We start from the raw sequence: 17,450 nt of genomic DNA, 5'->3' as shown, positions 1-17,450 counted from the left end.
TCGGGCGGCAGATCAAGCCGTTCGCGCGAACCGCTTGGCGTCAGTTGCTCTTCACACGGGCATTCTTCATGAAGTCCCAGGTCGCCTCGAACGAGGTGATCCCGGCATCCGATCCGAGGCCCGTCGCCACAAGAGCGGCCGACGCCTGGGCGAACTTCAATGCGGTTTCCGTCTCCATGCTATGATGAAGTCCCGCAATGAAGCCGGCGTTGAAGGCATCGCCGCAGCCGGTGGTATCGACCACGTCGATCTCGAATGCCGGCAGGCGCAGGCTCTTTCCATCGCCATCGAGGAAGCAGACGCCGTCGCCGCCGAGCGTGAAGAGGCAGTGCTTGACGCCGAGATCGGCGAAGAAGCGGCCGGCATCTTCGGCGGTCTTCTGGCCGGAGATCAGCATGGCTTCTTCCACCGAGGGCATGAAATAATCGATATAGGGGAACAGCGGCCGGATCAGCGACAGCGTGTTCTCGTTTGCGCCCAACAGGTCGAAGGTCGTGGTCCGGCCGAAGCGCTTGGCTTCCTCGAGCAGGACCCGGCTCGGTTCGCCGTCGAGGCGGTCGAGCAGACCCGTCCCGCCGAGATGGACGATCGGCGGCGCAAGTACGCGCTCGCGCGCATCGGCGGGGGTTTTGAAATGCCCCAGGGCGCCCCGAACGTGCAGGGCGGGCCGCTCGCCGTTACGGCGGATGTTGAGAATGCTCGCGGAGGTTGGCACGCCGGCAATGCGCTGCATCTCCGAGCGGTCGACGCCGAAGCGATCGAGCGTGGCGAGCACGAAGTCCGCTTTTTCATCGTCCCCGACCGCGCCGACCGCCAGGCAGTTCAACCCGAGTTTGGCAAGATCGACGACCGTGCCGCCAGCCGTGCCCGCAACGGTCAAGCGGATCTCGTCGATGAATTCCACATTGCCGCCGGACGGGATACGGTCGACCGGCCGGCCGAGAATATCAAGAATGTAAAGTCCGATTACAGATACGTCGTGCGCCATGCACTCAACCTTCCCTACTGAATTGGTGACCGCGGATATCGGTCGTTGATCCTGTCCGACGACAATCGAGGCATGCCCGTCAACGTTTAGCCCGAAGCGAGAAGACGGTGCCGGCGAGGACGATGAAGACGCCGATAATGGCCAGCTGCCACGTGCTCGGAATGCCGACGAGAATGAGAACGTTGCTGACAAGCGTAATCAGCACCACGCCGAGCAGCGTCCCGATCACGCTGCCGGAACCGCCGGTGATACGAGCACCGCCGAGAACGACCGCGGCGATGATCTCAAGCTCGGTGCCGGCAAGGTCGAACGGATTGGCAAGCCGGTTGCTGGCCACATGCATGACCCCGGCGATGCCGGCAAGCAGGCCCGCATAGGCAAAAACGAAGATATGCACGGTGCGCAGATTGTAGCCGAGACGTTCGGCGATGCCGGGATTGCCGCCAACGGCATAGACGGCTCGGCCGATCAGTGTCCGCTCGAGGATCCACCAGGTCACCACGGCCGCAACGGCGAGAACGAGGACGAAGGCCGGCAGCACCGAGATGGAACCGTTAGCGCTTTGGTGGGTGAAAAGCGCAACCTTGCCGAACGCTTCCATCGAGCCCGGAATGTTCATGAACAGGGCGGTGCCGACAAAGGTCAGCAGGAAGCTGCAAATGACGTATTGCGTGCCGATCGTCACGATCAGCGACGGCGCGCGCAGCGCATGGACAAGTACGCCGTTCAGCGCGCCGAAGCAGGCCCCGCCCGCAGCCGCCACAAGCAGGATCACCGGCATCGGCAGCCCCGGCAGCAGGTTCGTGACCAGCATCGTCACTGTGTACATGACGAAGGCGGCAATGGCTGTGAAGGAAACGTCGATGCCGCCCGACGCCAGCACCACCAGAACCCCGAGTGCGAAGAGCCCGCGCACGACGGAAGCGCGCAGAATGTCGAACAGGTTCGACACCTGCCAGAAGTCCGTATTGATCGTGCCAACCACCAGGCAGACCAGCACGATCAGCGCAAAGGTCACAACCGGCGGATGGCGCAGCAGCCAGCGCCAGGCCGAGCCAAGCGAAACCTTGTCGTTGCCATCAGGGGTCGCCCCGTTGAATGTCGTGTCTGTCATAGCGCGGTCCTCACAGTCGTCGTCTCTTCCACAAGGGCGCGGTAGAGCACCTCTTCCTCCAGCGCCTCGGCCTGGAAGGCTTCCACCACTTCGCCCTTGCGCATCACCATGATCCGGTCGCAGTTCTGCAGCAGTTCGAGCAGGTCGTCGCTGATGATGATGACACCCATGCCCTCGTCGGCGAGGCGCTGGATGATCCGGTAGATGGTGTCCTTGGATCCGACGTCGACGCCGACGGTCGGGCCGTGCAGGACCAGAAGCTTCGGATTGATGGTCAGCCAGCGCCCGATGAGGACGCGCTGCTGGTTGCCGCCAGACAGCGATTGCACCGGGTTGGCGACATCCGGGGTGACGACCTGCAGGTCTTCGACCGATCGTTTAGCAAGGTCGCGGCTGCGACGACCGTCCAGGATGCCGAACGCGCCACGCAGGCGATCCAGCACCGGCACGACAATGTTCTCCTCGATCGGCTTCTCAAGAAAGAGACCTTCCGAAAGGCGATCCTCCGGGACGTAGCCAATGCCGGCATCAATAGCGTCGGCCGGCTTCCCGGGCGTCACATCCTTTCCGTTGAGGCGGATGCGGCCGGTGTCGGCCGGAACGACACCGGCGATGGCCCGCGCCAGCTCGTTGCGGCCGGAATCGAGAAGGCCAGTGATGCCGACGATCTCGCCCCGACGCATGGAGAAGGAGACATTGGCGAAGGCGTCCTTCAGCGACAGCGCGTCCACCGCGAGCAGATCGTCGCCGAACTTCGGCGCGGAACGATAGCGTGCCTCGTCCAGCACCTTGCCCGTCATCCAGAAGCCGAGTTCGGCCTTGGTGTGATCGGCAATATCGCATTCGGCGACCTTCTGGCCATCGCGCATGATGACGGCACGCCCGCCGATCGACTTGCACTCGTCAAGCTTGTGGGTGACGAACAGCACCGCGACGCCCTTGGCGCGCAACCGGCCGACGATGCCGATCAGGTTGTCGACTTCGTGTTTCGTCAAAGCGGTCGTCGGCTCGTCCATGATGACGAGGCGCGCATCGGAGGCAATCGCGCGTGCAATGGCGATGAGCTGACGCGTGGCCATCGGCAGTTCGTCCGTACGCGTGGAAAGAAAGGCGCGGGTCGTCGGCAGGTTCACGGCGGCAAGCGCCCGCTCCGCCGTCTGGCGCATGTGCGCGAGATCGAGCCGCCGGGCAAGCTTGCCGGAAGCGGCGACCAGCTGTTGCGTCAGGCCGACATTTTCGGCGACGGAGAGATTGGGCAGCAGCGAAAAATCCTGATAGACGGTCTCGATCCCGGCCGCGAGCGCCGCAACCGGTGTGAGGTGGCCCACCGGCTTGCCATCGATGAGCAGTTCGCCCGCATCGGCCGGCTGCGCACCGGAAATGATCTTGATGAGCGTGCTCTTGCCGCAGCCGTTCTCGCCCATGAGATGGTAGATCTGCCCGGGTTCGATCGAAAAACTGACGCCCTTCAGCGCGCGAACGCCGCCGAAGCTTTTCTGGATATCGCGAATTTCCAGATAGGGAATTGCGGCCTTCGAAGTTTCGCCGGGATGCGGCGCGCCGGCTTCGTGCTTGAGCTGCATGGCACTGTCCTGACTAAGAAAAACGAGGCCTGCCGCATGAATCCTAACCGGTATCGATTTGTGGAATTGTGCAGCAGGTTGAAAGCGCTACAGCGTCCTCAGCGCGTCACATCGACGCTCGGCGCTGCAGCGGTACTCGACGCGCAACGCCGGGCCCACAGTCGGGCCCGGCATCTTTATCATTCGCGCCGGATCAGAACGGGTAGTTGGCGTAGTTCGACTTGTCGACGTCGACCCATGCCTGGCCGACCGCGATCACGCCGTCGCCGGCACCCTTCTTGACGGTGACCTTCTCGTAGCCGGGAACGCTGAGGTCCATGCCGTCCTTAAGCTCCTCGCCCTTCAGCACCATGTCGGCGACCTTGTTCATGACGTAGCCGGCATCCTTCGGATCCCAGAAGCTGATGCCGTCGACGGCGCCCGATTCGAGATAGGAGCCGGTGTCCTTCGGCAGGCCGATGCCGAACACGCAGGTCTTGTCCTGCAGACCCGCTTCCTCGACGGCACGGCCGATGCCGATGACGTCGATGGCCGAACCGCCCTGGAAGCCCTTGATGTCAGGGTACTTGCGCAGGATCTCGCGTGCCTTTTCGTAGGCGCGGTTGGCGTCGTTGAAGGATTCGTTCTTCTCCGAGACCAATTCCATCTCGGAATATTTCTTGGCGTTTTCCGAACCGCCATCGGCCCACTGCACGTGCGTCAGGCTGCCGAGCGAGCCGACGAACGAGGTCCACTTGCCGGATTTGCCCATGCATTCGGCGATTTTTTCATTGAAACGTGCGCCAAACACCTTGTTGTCGAAGGCCTCGATGTCGACGAGCGTGTTCTTCATATTGTCGGCTTCATGGGTGATGACCTTGATACCGCGCTGGCTTGCGCGCTTCAACACGCCTTCAAGAGCGGAGGCATCCATCGGCACGACGGCGATGGCGGCGACCTTCTTGGCAACCAGGTCTTCGATCAGCCGGCCCTGCTGGGCGGCATCGGCCTTGCCCGGTCCGACCTGGCTGGTGGCTACACCAGGGTTTTCCTTGCCATAGGCATCGACGCCTTCGTTCATGCGGGTGAACCAGTTCTCGCCCGTGACTTTGACCACCGTGACGATGCTGGGCTTTTCCTCGGCAATGGCAGCCGTGGTTGCAGTCAGTGCTCCGAGCGCAACGGCACAGGCAGCGAATTTACGAATGGCAAACATGCATTCCTCCCAAAGAACCTTCGAATTTTGACAGATCGGCCGGCGTGCGAAGGCGTCTCGCCGGCCCTGGAACTCGAATCAGCCGCGCAAAGCCCTGAACCAGGCCTTGGCGTCGAAACCGGATGTCGCGAGAAAGACGAGCAGAAGCACGCCCCAGGCGAGGTCGCGGAAGAAGTTGGAGATGTCCATGAAATTGAACAGGCTCGACAGGATCTGCAGCGACGTCGCCGACAGGACGACGCAGATCACCCGGCCATAGCCACCCTCCGGGCGAACGCCCGCCATCACGGCGATAAGGATGGCGATCAGCACGTAGGAATTGCCGTAGTCCCATTTCACGCTCGAGGTGCGTGCGGCAATCACGATTCCGGCGACCGAGGCAAGAACGCCGCAGGCGGTGTAGGTCAAAAACAGGATGCGCTTTTCCGCAATGCCGGCATAGCGGGCGGCCTTGGCATTGTTGCCGAGCAAGAGAAGGCGCAGACCGAAGGGGCTGTAGCGCAGCACGATACCAAGGATCAGCGCGATCATGAGGAAGAGTGCGAAGCAGAGTGGAACGCCCAGAACCGGCGTATTGCCGAAGGCGTCGAGCGGCTCGATGAACCCCAGACCGAGCGCGGAACCATTGGTGAAAGCGACTGCAAGGCCGGTGAAGAACAGCTGCGTGCCGAGCGTGGCGATGATCGGCGTCAGGCCGGCGCGCGCGATCAAGAAGCCGTTCAGTATTCCGCCGACAAGGCCGACAAGCAGCGCGATACCGGCGAAACTCCAGCTGAACATGAGCGGCGCGTCATCTGGTGAGACCGTGTCGCGCAGCACGAGATAGGCGATGACGCCCGACAGGTTGGCCAGCGCGATGCCGGAGAGGTCGATGCCGCCATTGCCCGAGATCATCGCAAGCATCACGCCGAGCGCCAGAAGGCCGAGTTCTGGCACTTGGCCTGCCATGGATTGCAGGTTGTAGATGTCGAGGAAACTGGCACCGACCAACACGCCACCTGCCGCCAGCACGGCAACGTTGACGACGGCCAAAAATGCCAACTGGCGATCAACCCGAAATTCCAAAGCACGCCCTCCGTCCTGGTCGTCCGCAAGCAGGCGCAGTCACGGCTCCCAGCGTGCTCAGGCGCACGCTCCATGACCGCGTACCGGGATCTCTTCGAGCTCGGCTGCCGCGACGGCCGACCTAACGAAGCCGGCGATGACATTTGCCAAAGACTGTTGTGTATTGTCAACAGCAATCTATCGCGGCCCTCTTATTTGTCTGAAAAGTTTGACGTTTCGCCAGAAGAACGCCGCATCGATACTGCCGTTTCTGTTAGCTTGAGGCCTATCCGGCGATGAAAGACCGGCCTCGGTTGTTTCCGACGGCAACCGCTCAGGCGTTGCCAAACGGCCGGCGACACGAACTGCCGTTTAACGGCAGTCCCGCATCGCTGGTGTTGATAAGGAAAACCGTGCGCTTGAGGAGATGCGCCCTTGCCCGCGGCCCTCAGGTGATGGAGAAATCCTGCTTGCAGAGTGCAGGTTCTGGTCGTGCAGCACGATAATTATGTCGTAGACAGGCTCTAGTCGCAGCGCCGCAAATCCTAAAATCCGGCTTCAGTTTCAATCAGGGTCGCAATCAATGGCAGAGTTTCCGCAAAAGGCGAAGGTCGTAATCATCGGGCTGGGTGGCATCGTTGGTGCCTCGATCGCGCATCACCTGATCGAGCGCGGCTGGGACGACATCGTCGGCATCGACAAATCCGGCATCCCAACCGATATCGGCTCGACGGCGCACGCCTCGGACTTCTGCTACACCACCAGCCACGATTATCTCTCGGTTTGGACGACGCAGTATTCGATCGATTTCTTCGAGAAGATGGGTCACTACGCCCGCATCGGCGGCCTGGAAGTCGCACGCACTGGCGACGACGTCTGGATGGAAGAGATCAAGCGCAAGCTTTCCTCCGCCAAGGCCTTCGGCACCCGCGCCCACTATGTCTCGCCGGCGGAAATCAAGAAGATGTTCCCGCTGATCGAGGAAGATCAGGTCATGGGCGGTATGTTCGACCCGGATGCCGGCCTCGTCATCCCACGCTCGCAGACGGTTGCCGGCAAGCTGGTTGATGCGGCCGAGAAATCGGGCAAACTCCAGATCTTCGGCAACACGCCGGCAACATCGCTCATCGTCGAGAACGGCCGCATCAAGGGCGTCGTCACCCATCGCGGCACGATCATGGCCGACCATGTCGTCGTCTGCGCCGGCATCTGGGGCCGCCTGATCGCCGAAATGGTCGGCGAGGATCTGCCGGTGATGCCGGTCGACCATCCGCTCACCTTCTTCGGCCCGTATAACGAATTCGAAGCTACCGGCAAGGAAATCGGCTTCCCGCTCCTGCGCGACCAGGGCAACTCCGCCTATATGCGCGACACCGGGGATCCGAAGACCACCGAAGGCGGCCAGATCGAGTGGGGCTATTACGAGACCACCAACCCGCGCCTCTGCCATCCACGCAACATTCTTGAAAAGCACGAGGCGCGCCTGTCGCCCTCGCAGCGCGACCTCGATATGGAGCAGATCATCGAGCCGCTCGAGCGCGCCATGGAACTGACGCCGATCCTCGGCGAACTCGGCTACAATGAAGGCCATTCCTTCAACGGCCTGCTGCAGGTCTCGGCCGCTGGCGGCCCCTCCTGCGGCGAGAGCCAGAAGGTGCGCGGCCTCTGGTACTGCGTCGCCATCTGGGTGAAGGACGGCCCCGGCTACGGTAAGCTGATCGCCGACTGGATGACGGACGGGCGCACCGAGATCGACCACGCCTCGATCGATTATTCTCGCTTCTACCCGCATCAGCTCGAGGAAAAATTCATCGAGGGTCGCTGCTTCGAGGCAGCGCAGAAGATCTACTTCCCGGCCGTGCATACGCGCGAGCCCTATGCCAGCGGCCGCAACGTCAAGCGCTCGCCCTTCTACGAGCGCGAGAAGGAGCTCGGCGGCTACTTCATGGAACTCGGCGGCTGGGAGCGCGCGCACGGCTACGCCGCCAACGAGCACCTCCTGGAAAAATACGGCGACCGCGTTCCAGTGCGCGAGAACGAGTGGGACAACCGCCATTTCTGGCGCGTTTCCAACGCCGAGCATCTGGCGATGAGCGAGGATTGCGGCATTGTCAACCTCTCGCACTTCCACATGGTCGACATCGAAGGTCCTGACCATGTCGAGCTTCTCGAGTGGCTTTGCGCCGCCAAGATCGGCGGAGACGGCAACATCGGCAAGGGCATCTACACCCACTTCCTCGATGACGAGGGCATGGTGCGGGCCGACTTCACCGTTTTCCGCATGGCCGACCGCTGCCGTCTCGTGAACGGCGCCGATGCCGGACCGCGCGATTTCCAGTACATGCGCCGTGTCGCGGAAGACCGGGGCCTCAACGTCACCATTACAGACGTTTCGGAGAAGTTCATCACCATCGGCATCTGGGGCCCCAATGCCCGCGAAACGCTGAAGAAGGTTGTTGCCGATCCGGCGGGCCTCGATATCGAGAACTTCGCTTTCGCTGCGATCAAGCCGATCGAAATCGCCGGTAGGAAGGTCACCGCCTTCCGCATCTCCTATGTCGGCGAGCAGGGCTGGGAGTTGCACATGAAATATGAGGACGGCCTCGCCGTCTGGGACGCATTGCGCGCCACCGGCGTCATGGCTTTCGGCGTCGAAACCTATGCGAACTCGCGCCGCATGGAAAAGAGCCTGCGCCTGCAGAACGCCGATCTTCTCACCCAGTACAACCTCATCGAGGCCGACCTGGCTCGCCCGAAGGTCAAGGACGTGGACTTCCGCGGCAAGGCGAAGCATCTCGAATACAAGGCGCGCGAGCACCAGCCGGCCATGCTCTGCACGCTCATCCTCACGGAGAACACCGATAGAAACGGCGTAAAGCGCTACCCGGTCGGCAGCCTGCCGGTCATGGACCCGGAAACCGGCGCGGTGTTGGTCGACGAGCTTGGCCGCCGCTCCTACACCACCTCGATCGCCTACGGCCCGACGATCGGCAAGAACATCGCGCTTGCCTATCTGCCTTGGTCCCACTGCCAGGTCGGCCGCAAGCTGAACGTCGAATACTTCGGCGAAACCTATCCCGTCGAAGTCGCCGGCGTCGGTTACAAGCCGCTCTACGACCCCGAGAATCTCAAGCCGCGAAGCTGATCTTGCTCGCCAAGAGCAGACGCGTTCGCCTCCAAGACAAAGGCCCGCTCGCATTCGAGCGGGCCTTCTCTATGTCAAGGTCATCGGCCGGCCCGTGAGTGACGGCATAGCTAACTACCGACGAGGCCCAGCCCGCGTCTGCGCGGCGGCAGTGTCCGTATCCAAGCCGAAGCGGCTCCTACGGGAGCACATGCCCCGCCGCCCTGAAGAGATGGTACCAGTCCTCGCGCGACAAGGTGATGTCCGCACCGGGTGCAATGTCGCCGAGACGCTCCGCGCTGGTCGTGCCCAAGACCACTTGAATCTTTGCGGGATGCCGAGCAATCCACGCATAGGCGATGGCCGACGGCGATAGCCCGTATTTGCTTGATAGCTCGATCAGTACACGATTGAGTTCCGGAAAATTCTTCTCGTCACCAACGAATACGCCCCCGAAGAAGCCCTGCTGGAACGGCGACCAGGCCTGGAGGGTCATCCGGTTGATGCGGGAATAGGCGATGACCTCTCCGTCGCGGTCGATCGACTGCTCCAAACCGGCCATGTTCGCAGCGAGACCGAAGGCAACGGACGGGGCATGGGCAATGCTGAGCTGGATTTGATTGGCGACAAGTGGTTGGTCCACGGCGGTCTTCAGGAGATCGATTTGCCGCGGTGTGTGGTTCGATACGCCGAAGTGCCGAACCTTGCCTGCAGCGTGAAGGCGGTCGAAAGCCCTGGCCACTTCCTCCGGCTCCACCAGTGTATCCGGGCGGTGCAGCAGAAGGAGATCCAGATAGTCGGTTTTCAAGGCTGCAAGAGAACGATCGACGGCCTGGAGAATATGGTCCTCGGAGAAATCAAAAAAGCCCGGCCGAATGCCGCACTTGCTCTGTATCACAATCGAGCCCCGCTCACTCGCGGTCAGACGCAAGGCCGCGCCAAAACGACGCTCGCACTCATGCGCTTCGCCACCATAGATGTCGGCGTGATCGAAGACGTTGATGCCGACATCTTGCGCCTTGCTGAACAACTGGCGAATGGCCGCGTCGCTAAGATCGGCGATACGCATCAGGCCCAAGACGGCGGACGAAACGGCCAAGTCGGTTGTTCCCAGGTTGAATCTCTGCATCGGGGGTCCGCTCACACTGTCAATATCGTTGCGAAAGGGTGGTCTGGCACCAGCAGGACCGACTATTGCCGGCGTCTCCTGCGGGAACGGCAAGCTGTAGCAGCATGGCTCCGCTCGGAACATGCCCGGCGATGGAATGACCGCGGCGAAGCGGCAGATTTGTGCGTTTTTGACGGGCTTTTTTTGACGGTCTCTTGATCTGGAACGTGGAACGCCCGCGGACATTGTTGTTAGAACGCCAAAAGCCCGCCGACATTGCTGTCTTGCGGGCTTTTTAATTTGGTTGCGGGGGCCTGATTGCACCGACACTTGTACTTCCGCGCCGCATCTAGAACGGTTGACCGGACGTGGTCGCCATTCGAGAGACGATCCTAGAACAGCCCCTAACTTGCAACGGCGGCGCGGCATGACGAAAGTATCTGCTCCCATGGGCGCTTAGCCCCTTTTTCGCTTACACGGGCGAATCGCTTGTTTCCTGATGCCTTGCGAACCGCAGACACGATTCTTTGAAAATCGGCATCGTCTGTCGGCTCAAACCGGACTCCTAGGCGAGCGAGACGACTATTCACTGCGCCGATGATTTCTGCAGCACCGTCCCAATTTTCTTTCGCTGCGAGCACTCCGCTTATCGCTGCGACAGCAAGGTTCACCACCATCGGGTAGTCATATCTCTCGCCGATAGCCAGGGCCTGGCCGGCGAGTGCCGCGGCGTTCCGCCAGTCATTGCTGTGCAGCCTGAAATGGGCAAGGTTTTGCAGCAGATGGCCGTGCCAGTAGGTGTCACCCAGCTTGTCGAGCAGCTTGAGGGCATCGAGATAGAATTCTTCGGCAGCAACCTCGTCCCCCTCTGCGCGCGTTCCTTCCCCGATTGCAATCAGGGCAACCACGGTTCCATGATCGTCGCCGATGAGCTTCGCCAGTTCGAATGACTCCACGATCAAGGCGCCGCCTGCCTCGGGTTCACCTGTCGTGGCTTTGGCAATGCCGGCAATAATCCCGGCACTCGCAATTCCGGCCTTGTTCCCCAGCTCGCTGTAGATACGGTGACTTTCAACGCCATTTTCACGCGCTGATTCAGGATCACCGGACATGTACCGGATGAAGGCGGCCGAGTTCAAGATTCGCGCCAACGGCTCTGCTTCGCCTGTGGTCCGGGCGTGTTGCAGAGCCTTGTCCGACCAAGTTCTCGCCTCCGAAAACTGGCCTCTCGATATCCAGAGCCACGTCAGCGCCTCGATCAGCGTGGCCGAATGATGCGCACTGGGTTGCCCCATCCGCCATTCGAGTGCCACCCGAATGTTGCCGGCTTCGTGCATCAGGTGCTCGACGGAATCGCGCTGGTTGAACGTCATCACGTTGGGCGCGGCTGACAGGACAAGCTCGGTGAAATGGTCCGCATGCCGTTCACGGATGGTTTCGTATGCGTCCGTCCGTCGCAACTTGTCGAGCGCATAATCGCGAACCGTGTCCAGCATGTTGAGGCGCGGATGGCCGAGAGCCATTGTTCTGAACAACAGGCTCTTGTCCAGAAGGGCCTCCACATGGTCAACGACATCGACCTCGCCCTCAAACAGGGAGGCGACGGCACGAAGGCCGAACCCGCCGTTAAAGACAGCCGACGCATAGAAAACGCGGCGTTGGCCTTCCGTCAGGAGATTGTCGCTCCAACCGATCATCAGTCGAAGGGTGCGGTGGCGGGGATCAATATCCCGCGCCTTGCTTCGAAGGTCCTGAATGCTGCTTTGAAGCCGGTCCTCCAGCTCCGCGACGCTAAGGAGCCCGACATGCGAGGCTGCCAGTTCAAGCGCCAGCGGTAGCCCGTCAAGCCTCCGGCAGATCCTGGCGACCGCCCCCAGCGTTTCACTTCCCACGGCGAAGTCCGGCTGTTCGCGGCGTGCAAGCCTCTCAAAGAGCTGCACGGACGGGTTCGCCAAAATCCGAGCGTCGCTCTCTCCTTCATCAGGCACGCTGAGCGGAGGAACGGCGAATTCCAGCTCGGAACGCAATTTAAGCGGTTCGCGGCTGGTGCTCAGCACGGTGATCCCCGGACAGGCCTTGAGAATGGCATTTATGACCGGACCCGCCTCGACCAGATGCTCGAAGGTATCGAAGATCAAAAGCACCTCGGCGCTCCCCAGCGAATTGCACACCGTCTCTATGGCGGAGACACCCGGAGCTTCGTGCAGGCCAATGGCCTTGCAGATTTCCGAACCGATGAGATCCGGATCGTCGATTTCTCTCAGCTGAACGAAGAACACCCCGCGCGGGTACAAGGGTAGCGCTGATCTTCCGGCGCAGATCGCCAGGCTTGTCTTGCCCACGCCGCCAACGCCCGTCAGCGTAACAATACGGTTCTGTTTGTCCGTCAGGATCTGATTTAGCCGGGCGAGTTCCAGGCGCCGGCCGTAGAGAACCGGCACATCGGACGGGAGGTTGGTGCGGTTGGCGCCGATCGATGAGATCGGTGCAAATTCGCTTTGCAGTCCCGGGACCACCAGGTCGAACAGTGCTTCAGGATAGCGAAGATCCTTGAGGCGATGGAATCCGAGATCGCGGACTTCCACGGTCGCTCCGATGTGGCCTTCCGCCAGCTCATCGCGAACCACGTTCGAAATGACGATCTGGCCTCCATGCGCCACCGATGCGATACGAGCCGCACGATGCACCTCTATCCCGGTGACGGTGGCGTAGTGTCTTCTCACGGTTCCGCAATGCAGGCCCATCCGGACCAGTGGCTTGCATCCTTGCGCCCATTCTTCCTTCGTCAGGGCAAATTGGGCGTCAATCGCTGCCTGAACCCCTTGGACGGATCCAGGAAAGAGTGCGAATACGGAGTCGCCAACAACGTTTACTTCCTCGCCACCATAGGTGTGGATGGCGTTGCGCAGCAACTCATTGTGCCGAAGGAGCATCTCATCGTAGAGATCGGGATAGGAATCCACCAGGTTTGTCGAACCCTCAATGTCAGTAAAGAGCATGCAAACGCTGTTGCCCGGCGATTGAGTCTGGCTTTCTATTGAGGGTGCCATAACAAAACCTCTCTCGGCTTCGTTGACGGAGCCCCAGCGAACAAGGATGTTCGTCGAAGGCATGTGGTTAGAGCAAGTTCAGAGCAATGTGCGCTCAGGCGTTTGGAGAAGGACGAACCACTTCCTTTGCAATTGAGGAGTTCATTCCATGAGCCGACACGATGGGCGTTGGCCAGTTGACGTTCCGCTTGCCGGAAGTCCTCGATTTCCGGCCGAAGGCCGAATCGCCGAGCTTCGGCGACAGCCCTGCAAAAGATGTTGAACCTCATCAGGTCGGCCTCTAGCTCGCCCGAGCCGTCAAGGATATTCCAAACCGACGCAGTCGGCACCGTCAATTCTCCGCTGAGCCAGTCAATTTCATTGTCGAGTCGTGGGTAGCCCCTCCCCGAACAGCAAAGCCACTCGATGAACTCGGCTTCAATCTGTTGCCGGTCCGCGCCGCTCAGCGCATCGGGGGCCCGTCCCCTGCCGTCTCCTAGCAGACCAAACAGCTGAGGCGATCTGGAAGCGCGGGGCGGACCTCGATCAACCTCCAGTAATTTCAAGACCTTGTTTGCGGCCTGAACGGCGTCGGTGCGCTTTGTGTCTATTGCCTTGAAAAAGTCGAGCAGTTCGCCCGAGAGGTGGCGCCCGGCTTTCCGGTAGGCGGCGGGCCAGGTCCTCAGGGCAAAATGAAGCAATTGCGCTGCCGAAATAACTTCCTCGGCTTCGGCTTTTCCAACGAGACCGATCCTGGTCGCCCGCCGCAGCGCGATCCGCATGTTGATCAATGGTTCTGTAAGCGCCGGAAAAGCCCTGTCCTCGCGGAAGAGGACTGCCACCTCGTCCTCCGTGGATATGATCCGGTCCTTGAACAGTCGAAATATCATCCCCGCGCCATGCACGCCTGCCGGCGCGCAATCCGCCGCCCGGAGCGCCCCCATGCTGGAGGCACCGACCACGACCGCCCCGTCCTGGACAATGTCAACGACTTCCCGTGGCGAAATGGAAAGGACATTGGCAAATGCGCCGTCCAGGACCAGAAAGACCTCGTGCTTCAAGATGCGACAAGCATAAAGGTCCCCCCGCCTCGCCGGAGGTCTGATGATCGCATCTGGCAAAATGGACAGGATGTCCGAAGCGGGCGCGCTTGGCCCCAGGAAGACGACCGGCGGCATCCGCATCGCGCCCGTCACAAGAGGTGCCTTGCACTTCGCCAGCCGACCCGGCGGGGGTCGACCGTAAAGAGCGACAGACCGGGTACACGCACCCTCACAACGGGCAGGCCCAGCGACTTTCGGCTCAGGTCAATGACGATGACCTGCGTAAGTCCGGCGGACGTCAGCCGTTCCAGCACAAATTCGATCTCCGACTCGAGGTCTGGCAAGTCCGCATTGGGAATGGTGGAGAAATCATGCTCGGTTGCGGGAACCCCGGGCGCGGATAGGCTGGCCCGCCGCGAAAAGGGTACCTGGTTGTAGGAGTCACGGGCACCGTGAATGACCCCGAGCCTCGATTGGAATGCCTCAAGGATAGCATGTGTAACGGCAGCACCGGCCAGAAGGTCAGCGCCCCACCCCGCCACGACCAGCGGCATCGGCCCCGCGGCACTACAAAAGGACGGGTCTATCAGCGTGCTCGCGATAACCGGTATCTCAAGGTCGCTCGTCAGATCATCCAGGATGAGTTCGAGATTTGCTCCCCTGGCGCGCTCGGCAAGCGCCCTTTGTGCTGGAGGGAGTGAATCCAGATCAATCCTGCGTCCGACAGGCCCGGCGTCCCCCGCCTGTCCATACTGTTCAAAGAAGTGATGCTGACTGACGGCATCCCGTTCGACAACCTCCAGGATCGCGCTGCGTACCGCCCGCCCACGCGTGAACCCGGCAGCCAGGCCATTGGTATCGACCTGATCCAGTATGCCTTCCTTTGCAGGAGACCGCGCCAGGTCGGCCGGAACCCAGATCGGACGAGCGCTGATGAATTCCCAACCCTCTACCCACTCAATCCCCGAATCCGGGCGATAACGGGTCAGCGGGGGAAGATCGAAGGAGAGAGGATCGGCAGCGTAGGCACCGGAAGCTTTAAGCTCGAGATAAGTGGCATGCCGGGACTGGCACTCGAACTCCTCTGCGCAAGCCCTCTCGATCGACTCCATGATGGCACTGACGCGGGCCGTTTCCTTGTCCACCCCTTTGCCCAGATGGGTGGTCAAGTCTCGTGCAAGGGGAGTGACCGTTGCAAACACGGGAATGCCCAGAACGTCGAGTGGCGTGATGTCGGCTATGCGCGTGACCGGGACCTGCTTGATCGTCGATTTGAGGAGCAGCTTGCGTCTGGCCTCTTCTAGGGCGCCATGCCCCTCATTGCGGCGGTCGTATAGCGGCCACCGGTCCAGCAAACCGGCCGACACCACGACTTCAGAGTCCACAGATGACCTGGTGATTATTGTTGAGGTATATGTGGGTCCCGGTGGATTTACTTAAGTTTTCGAGAACCGCCATTTCGTCGTCGCCAAGGCCTGCGATCGCATCTCGGACCGCTGGCGGGAGCAAATTCTCGTCCACATCGGGAATGACATTCGAATTCTTCAGCCTGTCGAAATTTGTCTGGAAGTCCGCCATTTGTGATCTCCTCAGGCTCTGAGCAGTTTTTCGATGCTTGCTAGATTGCTGTCAGTGATCGTGGAATCGTGAGAGGATGTCCGTCAGTAACAATAGGACGACACTCCCTTATCTGTCCAGTACTACTCTTTAATACTAAAGAGCTACCTATCTTTTGACTGAGCAGAACTTGAAAGGCATCTGGAATGAGTTATGATTTCCCGGGTTTGCTTGTTGCTCTCGGGCTGGTATCGCTATGGGTATTTTTGAAAGACAAGCGAATAGTGGCGTTGTAAGGGGTAGAATCGAACTCTGCATGCCCGCTCTCAGGGCTGCTTTTGGCGACCTTTGGCGAACCGAGCCTCCACCGGAAATGACGATCGCTTTCCTGGTCTTGCTGCATCAAATCATGCGGGCGTCGGTTCCCCTCATGCAATCCGCAGCGGGCAAATGCGATCAACTGGAAGGAACCGATAAGCTTGCTGCTTTGCTCGGAGAATACTATCGGCATCATGTTTCCGAAGAACTGCATCACGACACCTGGGCACTCGAGGACCTTGAGGCTGCAGGGTGCGATCCCAAGCGGGTTCTATCCATCACCCCTTCCGTCGAAGTCGCGCGGTTGGTCGGCACCCAGTATTATTGGCTTCATCACCATCATCCGCTCATGCTTCTCGGATACATCACGGTTCTCGAGGCGTTTCCTCCTGCCGACAGCATGATCGATGAGATTCGAGATCGTTCAGGCCTGCCGGACTCGACGTTCAGGACTTTGAGAATTCATGGGGACCTCGATCCAACCCATAGCGCTGAGATCGACCAGACGTTTGATGCGCTGCCGCTGGATCAGGAACACTTGGAAATGGTTGGTTTGAGCGTTCTCCATAGCTGCGATGCGCTCGCGGCAAGCGTGCGAGTTCTGCGCCCACTCTACCTTTTTAGCGGGTCGAAATCCGACTGACTCCGCCATTTGCCGTCGGTTTGATACTCCCTTCAGAGACATCCCTGTCGCTAAAGTCAGCACCAACCCACTACCGCATGTTTCCTTATGGTGGATGGCGCCTTACCGCTGGGTGTCGAAACTGACGCCGACATTGCGTGGCGGAAGGACCTGCTGCGAAAGATCGGCTACAAGCTATAGTGGCTGGTTGATGCCGATCAACGGCCCCCCGACTTTCTTGTTGCTGAGGTTTTGGTTGCGGGGGCAGGATTTGAACCTGCGGCCTTCAGGTTATGAGCCTGACGAGCTACCGGGCTGCTCCACCCCGCGCCAAGCGCAAATCCCGATGGGATTTGTCGCGGTAACGCAAATCCGATGGATTTGCGGTCTGTGCCGAGCAAATCCATCGGATTTGTCTCGCGTAAGGGACGCACTGATTATATTCGGTCTAGCAAAACAAAAGGGCCGCTTGGTGGCGGCCCTTGCGTTTCGGCTGGGCCGAGCGTGTGTCGAGAAGAAGATCTTTGTTTCGCCGCTACCTTATCCTTCTCGGCAATGCCTCGAAGGGGAGCGGCGTTTCGGTTTTTTTATCTTGCGATTTGCAGACCTGGCAGCGACCTACTCTCCCGCGTCTTAAGACGAAGTACCATCGGCGCTGGGGCGTTTCACGGCCGTGTTCGGAATGGGAACGGGTGCAGCCACCCCGCCAGAACCACCAGGTCGGC

At 60.5% G+C, this 17,450-nt stretch carries 12 protein-coding genes, 1 tRNA gene, 1 rRNA gene and 1 pseudogene; 3 read left to right on the top strand and 12 right to left on the bottom strand.

The annotated features are described in order from the left end of the window. Positions 1-40: 40 nt before the first annotated feature. From AC244_RS33590 to AC244_RS33570, 5 genes are all read right to left on the bottom strand, one after another. Entirely contained in the window at positions 41-988 is a 948-nt protein-coding gene (locus AC244_RS33590) for a carbohydrate kinase family protein (protein ID WP_053253156.1), read from the bottom strand. A 79-nt stretch (positions 989-1,067) separates the two neighbouring features. Further along, on the bottom strand, positions 1,068-2,102 hold the full coding sequence (locus AC244_RS33585) for an ABC transporter permease (RefSeq protein WP_053253155.1): 1,035 nt from the start codon (positions 2,100-2,102) through the stop codon (positions 1,068-1,070). Further along, positions 2,099-3,685 (bottom strand): sugar ABC transporter ATP-binding protein, encoded by a 1,587-nt coding sequence (locus AC244_RS33580; RefSeq protein WP_053253154.1) that lies wholly within the window; start codon positions 3,683-3,685, stop codon positions 2,099-2,101. Before AC244_RS33580 ends, AC244_RS33585 begins: the two co-directional genes overlap by 4 nt. A gap of 193 nt (positions 3,686-3,878) precedes the next feature. After that, positions 3,879-4,880, bottom strand: a complete 1,002-nt coding sequence (locus tag AC244_RS33575; RefSeq protein WP_053253153.1) for a substrate-binding domain-containing protein — start codon at positions 4,878-4,880, stop codon at positions 3,879-3,881. 78 nt (positions 4,881-4,958) lie between these two features. Continuing rightward, complete coding sequence (locus AC244_RS33570) at positions 4,959-5,945, bottom strand: ABC transporter permease (RefSeq protein WP_053253152.1); 987 nt, start codon at positions 5,943-5,945, stop codon at positions 4,959-4,961. A 562-nt stretch (positions 5,946-6,507) separates the two neighbouring features. Between AC244_RS33570 and AC244_RS33565 the strand changes: the two genes are divergently transcribed. Beyond that, a complete protein-coding gene (locus tag AC244_RS33565; protein WP_053253151.1) occupies positions 6,508-9,069 on the top strand; it encodes a GcvT family protein in 2,562 nt (853 codons plus the stop codon). A 178-nt stretch (positions 9,070-9,247) separates the two neighbouring features. Here the strand turns inward: AC244_RS33565 and AC244_RS33560 are convergent, their stop codons facing one another. The 5 genes from AC244_RS33560 to AC244_RS33540 form a co-directional block, all read right to left on the bottom strand. Further along, complete coding sequence (locus tag AC244_RS33560) at positions 9,248-10,486, bottom strand: aldo/keto reductase (RefSeq protein WP_234717118.1); 1,239 nt, start codon at positions 10,484-10,486, stop codon at positions 9,248-9,250. A 74-nt stretch (positions 10,487-10,560) separates the two neighbouring features. Next, positions 10,561-13,206: an ATP-binding protein gene (locus AC244_RS33555; protein ID WP_053253149.1), complete on the bottom strand. Its 2,646-nt coding sequence runs from the start codon at positions 13,204-13,206 to the stop codon at positions 10,561-10,563. Next, positions 13,191-14,363 (bottom strand): TfuA-like protein, encoded by a 1,173-nt coding sequence (locus AC244_RS33550; RefSeq protein ID WP_234717117.1) that lies wholly within the window; start codon positions 14,361-14,363, stop codon positions 13,191-13,193. The genes AC244_RS33555 and AC244_RS33550 overlap by 16 nt, the downstream gene beginning before the upstream one ends. Positions 14,364-14,377: 14 nt before the next feature. After that, on the bottom strand, positions 14,378-15,613 hold the full coding sequence (locus AC244_RS33545; protein WP_053253147.1) for a YcaO-like family protein: 1,236 nt from the start codon (positions 15,611-15,613) through the stop codon (positions 14,378-14,380). Next, on the bottom strand, positions 15,603-15,806 hold the full coding sequence (locus AC244_RS33540) for a hypothetical protein (protein ID WP_037436730.1): 204 nt from the start codon (positions 15,804-15,806) through the stop codon (positions 15,603-15,605). The genes AC244_RS33545 and AC244_RS33540 overlap by 11 nt, the downstream gene beginning before the upstream one ends. Positions 15,807-16,158: 352 nt before the next feature. Here AC244_RS33540 and AC244_RS33535 point away from each other — a divergent pair, with 352 nt between their 5' ends. Continuing rightward, positions 16,159-16,746 (top strand): iron-containing redox enzyme family protein, encoded by a 588-nt coding sequence (locus AC244_RS33535; RefSeq protein WP_234717116.1) that lies wholly within the window; start codon positions 16,159-16,161, stop codon positions 16,744-16,746. An 87-nt stretch (positions 16,747-16,833) separates the two neighbouring features. Beyond that, positions 16,834-16,926 (top strand): annotated as a pseudogene (locus AC244_RS38700) (adenosine-specific kinase); the annotation flags it as partial. A 52-nt stretch (positions 16,927-16,978) separates the two neighbouring features. On the opposite strand, the gene AC244_RS33530 reads toward AC244_RS38700, so the two are convergent. After that, positions 16,979-17,055 (bottom strand) — tRNA-Met (locus tag AC244_RS33530). A gap of 275 nt (positions 17,056-17,330) precedes the next feature. Next, positions 17,331-17,445, bottom strand: a 5S ribosomal RNA gene (gene rrf / locus AC244_RS33525). Positions 17,446-17,450: the final 5 nt, after the last annotated feature.

The organism is Ensifer adhaerens, assembly GCF_001270265.1.
Lineage (GTDB): Bacteria > Pseudomonadota > Alphaproteobacteria > Rhizobiales > Rhizobiaceae > Ensifer > Ensifer adhaerens_B.
The sequence above is the reverse complement of the archived record's forward strand: the minus strand, read 5'-3'. Positions and strand labels throughout refer to the sequence as shown.

Excerpts from the sequence above, each read along its gene's own strand:
- AC244_RS33590 (WP_053253156.1), bottom strand. The coding sequence starts at position 988 with ATGGCGCACGACGTATCTGTAATCGGACTTTACATTCTTGATATTCTC.
- AC244_RS33585 (WP_053253155.1), bottom strand. The coding sequence starts at position 2,102 with ATGACAGACACGACATTCAACGGGGCGACCCCTGATGGCAACGACAAG.
- AC244_RS33580 (WP_053253154.1), bottom strand. The coding sequence starts at position 3,685 with ATGCAGCTCAAGCACGAAGCCGGCGCGCCGCATCCCGGCGAAACTTCG.
- AC244_RS33575 (WP_053253153.1), bottom strand. The coding sequence starts at position 4,880 with ATGTTTGCCATTCGTAAATTCGCTGCCTGTGCCGTTGCGCTCGGAGCA.
- AC244_RS33565 (WP_053253151.1), top strand. The coding sequence starts at position 6,508 with ATGGCAGAGTTTCCGCAAAAGGCGAAGGTCGTAATCATCGGGCTGGGT.
- AC244_RS33555 (WP_053253149.1), bottom strand. The coding sequence starts at position 13,206 with ATGGCACCCTCAATAGAAAGCCAGACTCAATCGCCGGGCAACAGCGTT.
- AC244_RS33550 (WP_234717117.1), bottom strand. The coding sequence starts at position 14,363 with ATGCCGCCGGTCGTCTTCCTGGGGCCAAGCGCGCCCGCTTCGGACATC.
- AC244_RS33540 (WP_037436730.1), bottom strand. The coding sequence starts at position 15,806 with ATGGCGGACTTCCAGACAAATTTCGACAGGCTGAAGAATTCGAATGTC.
- AC244_RS33535 (WP_234717116.1), top strand. The coding sequence starts at position 16,159 with ATGACGATCGCTTTCCTGGTCTTGCTGCATCAAATCATGCGGGCGTCG.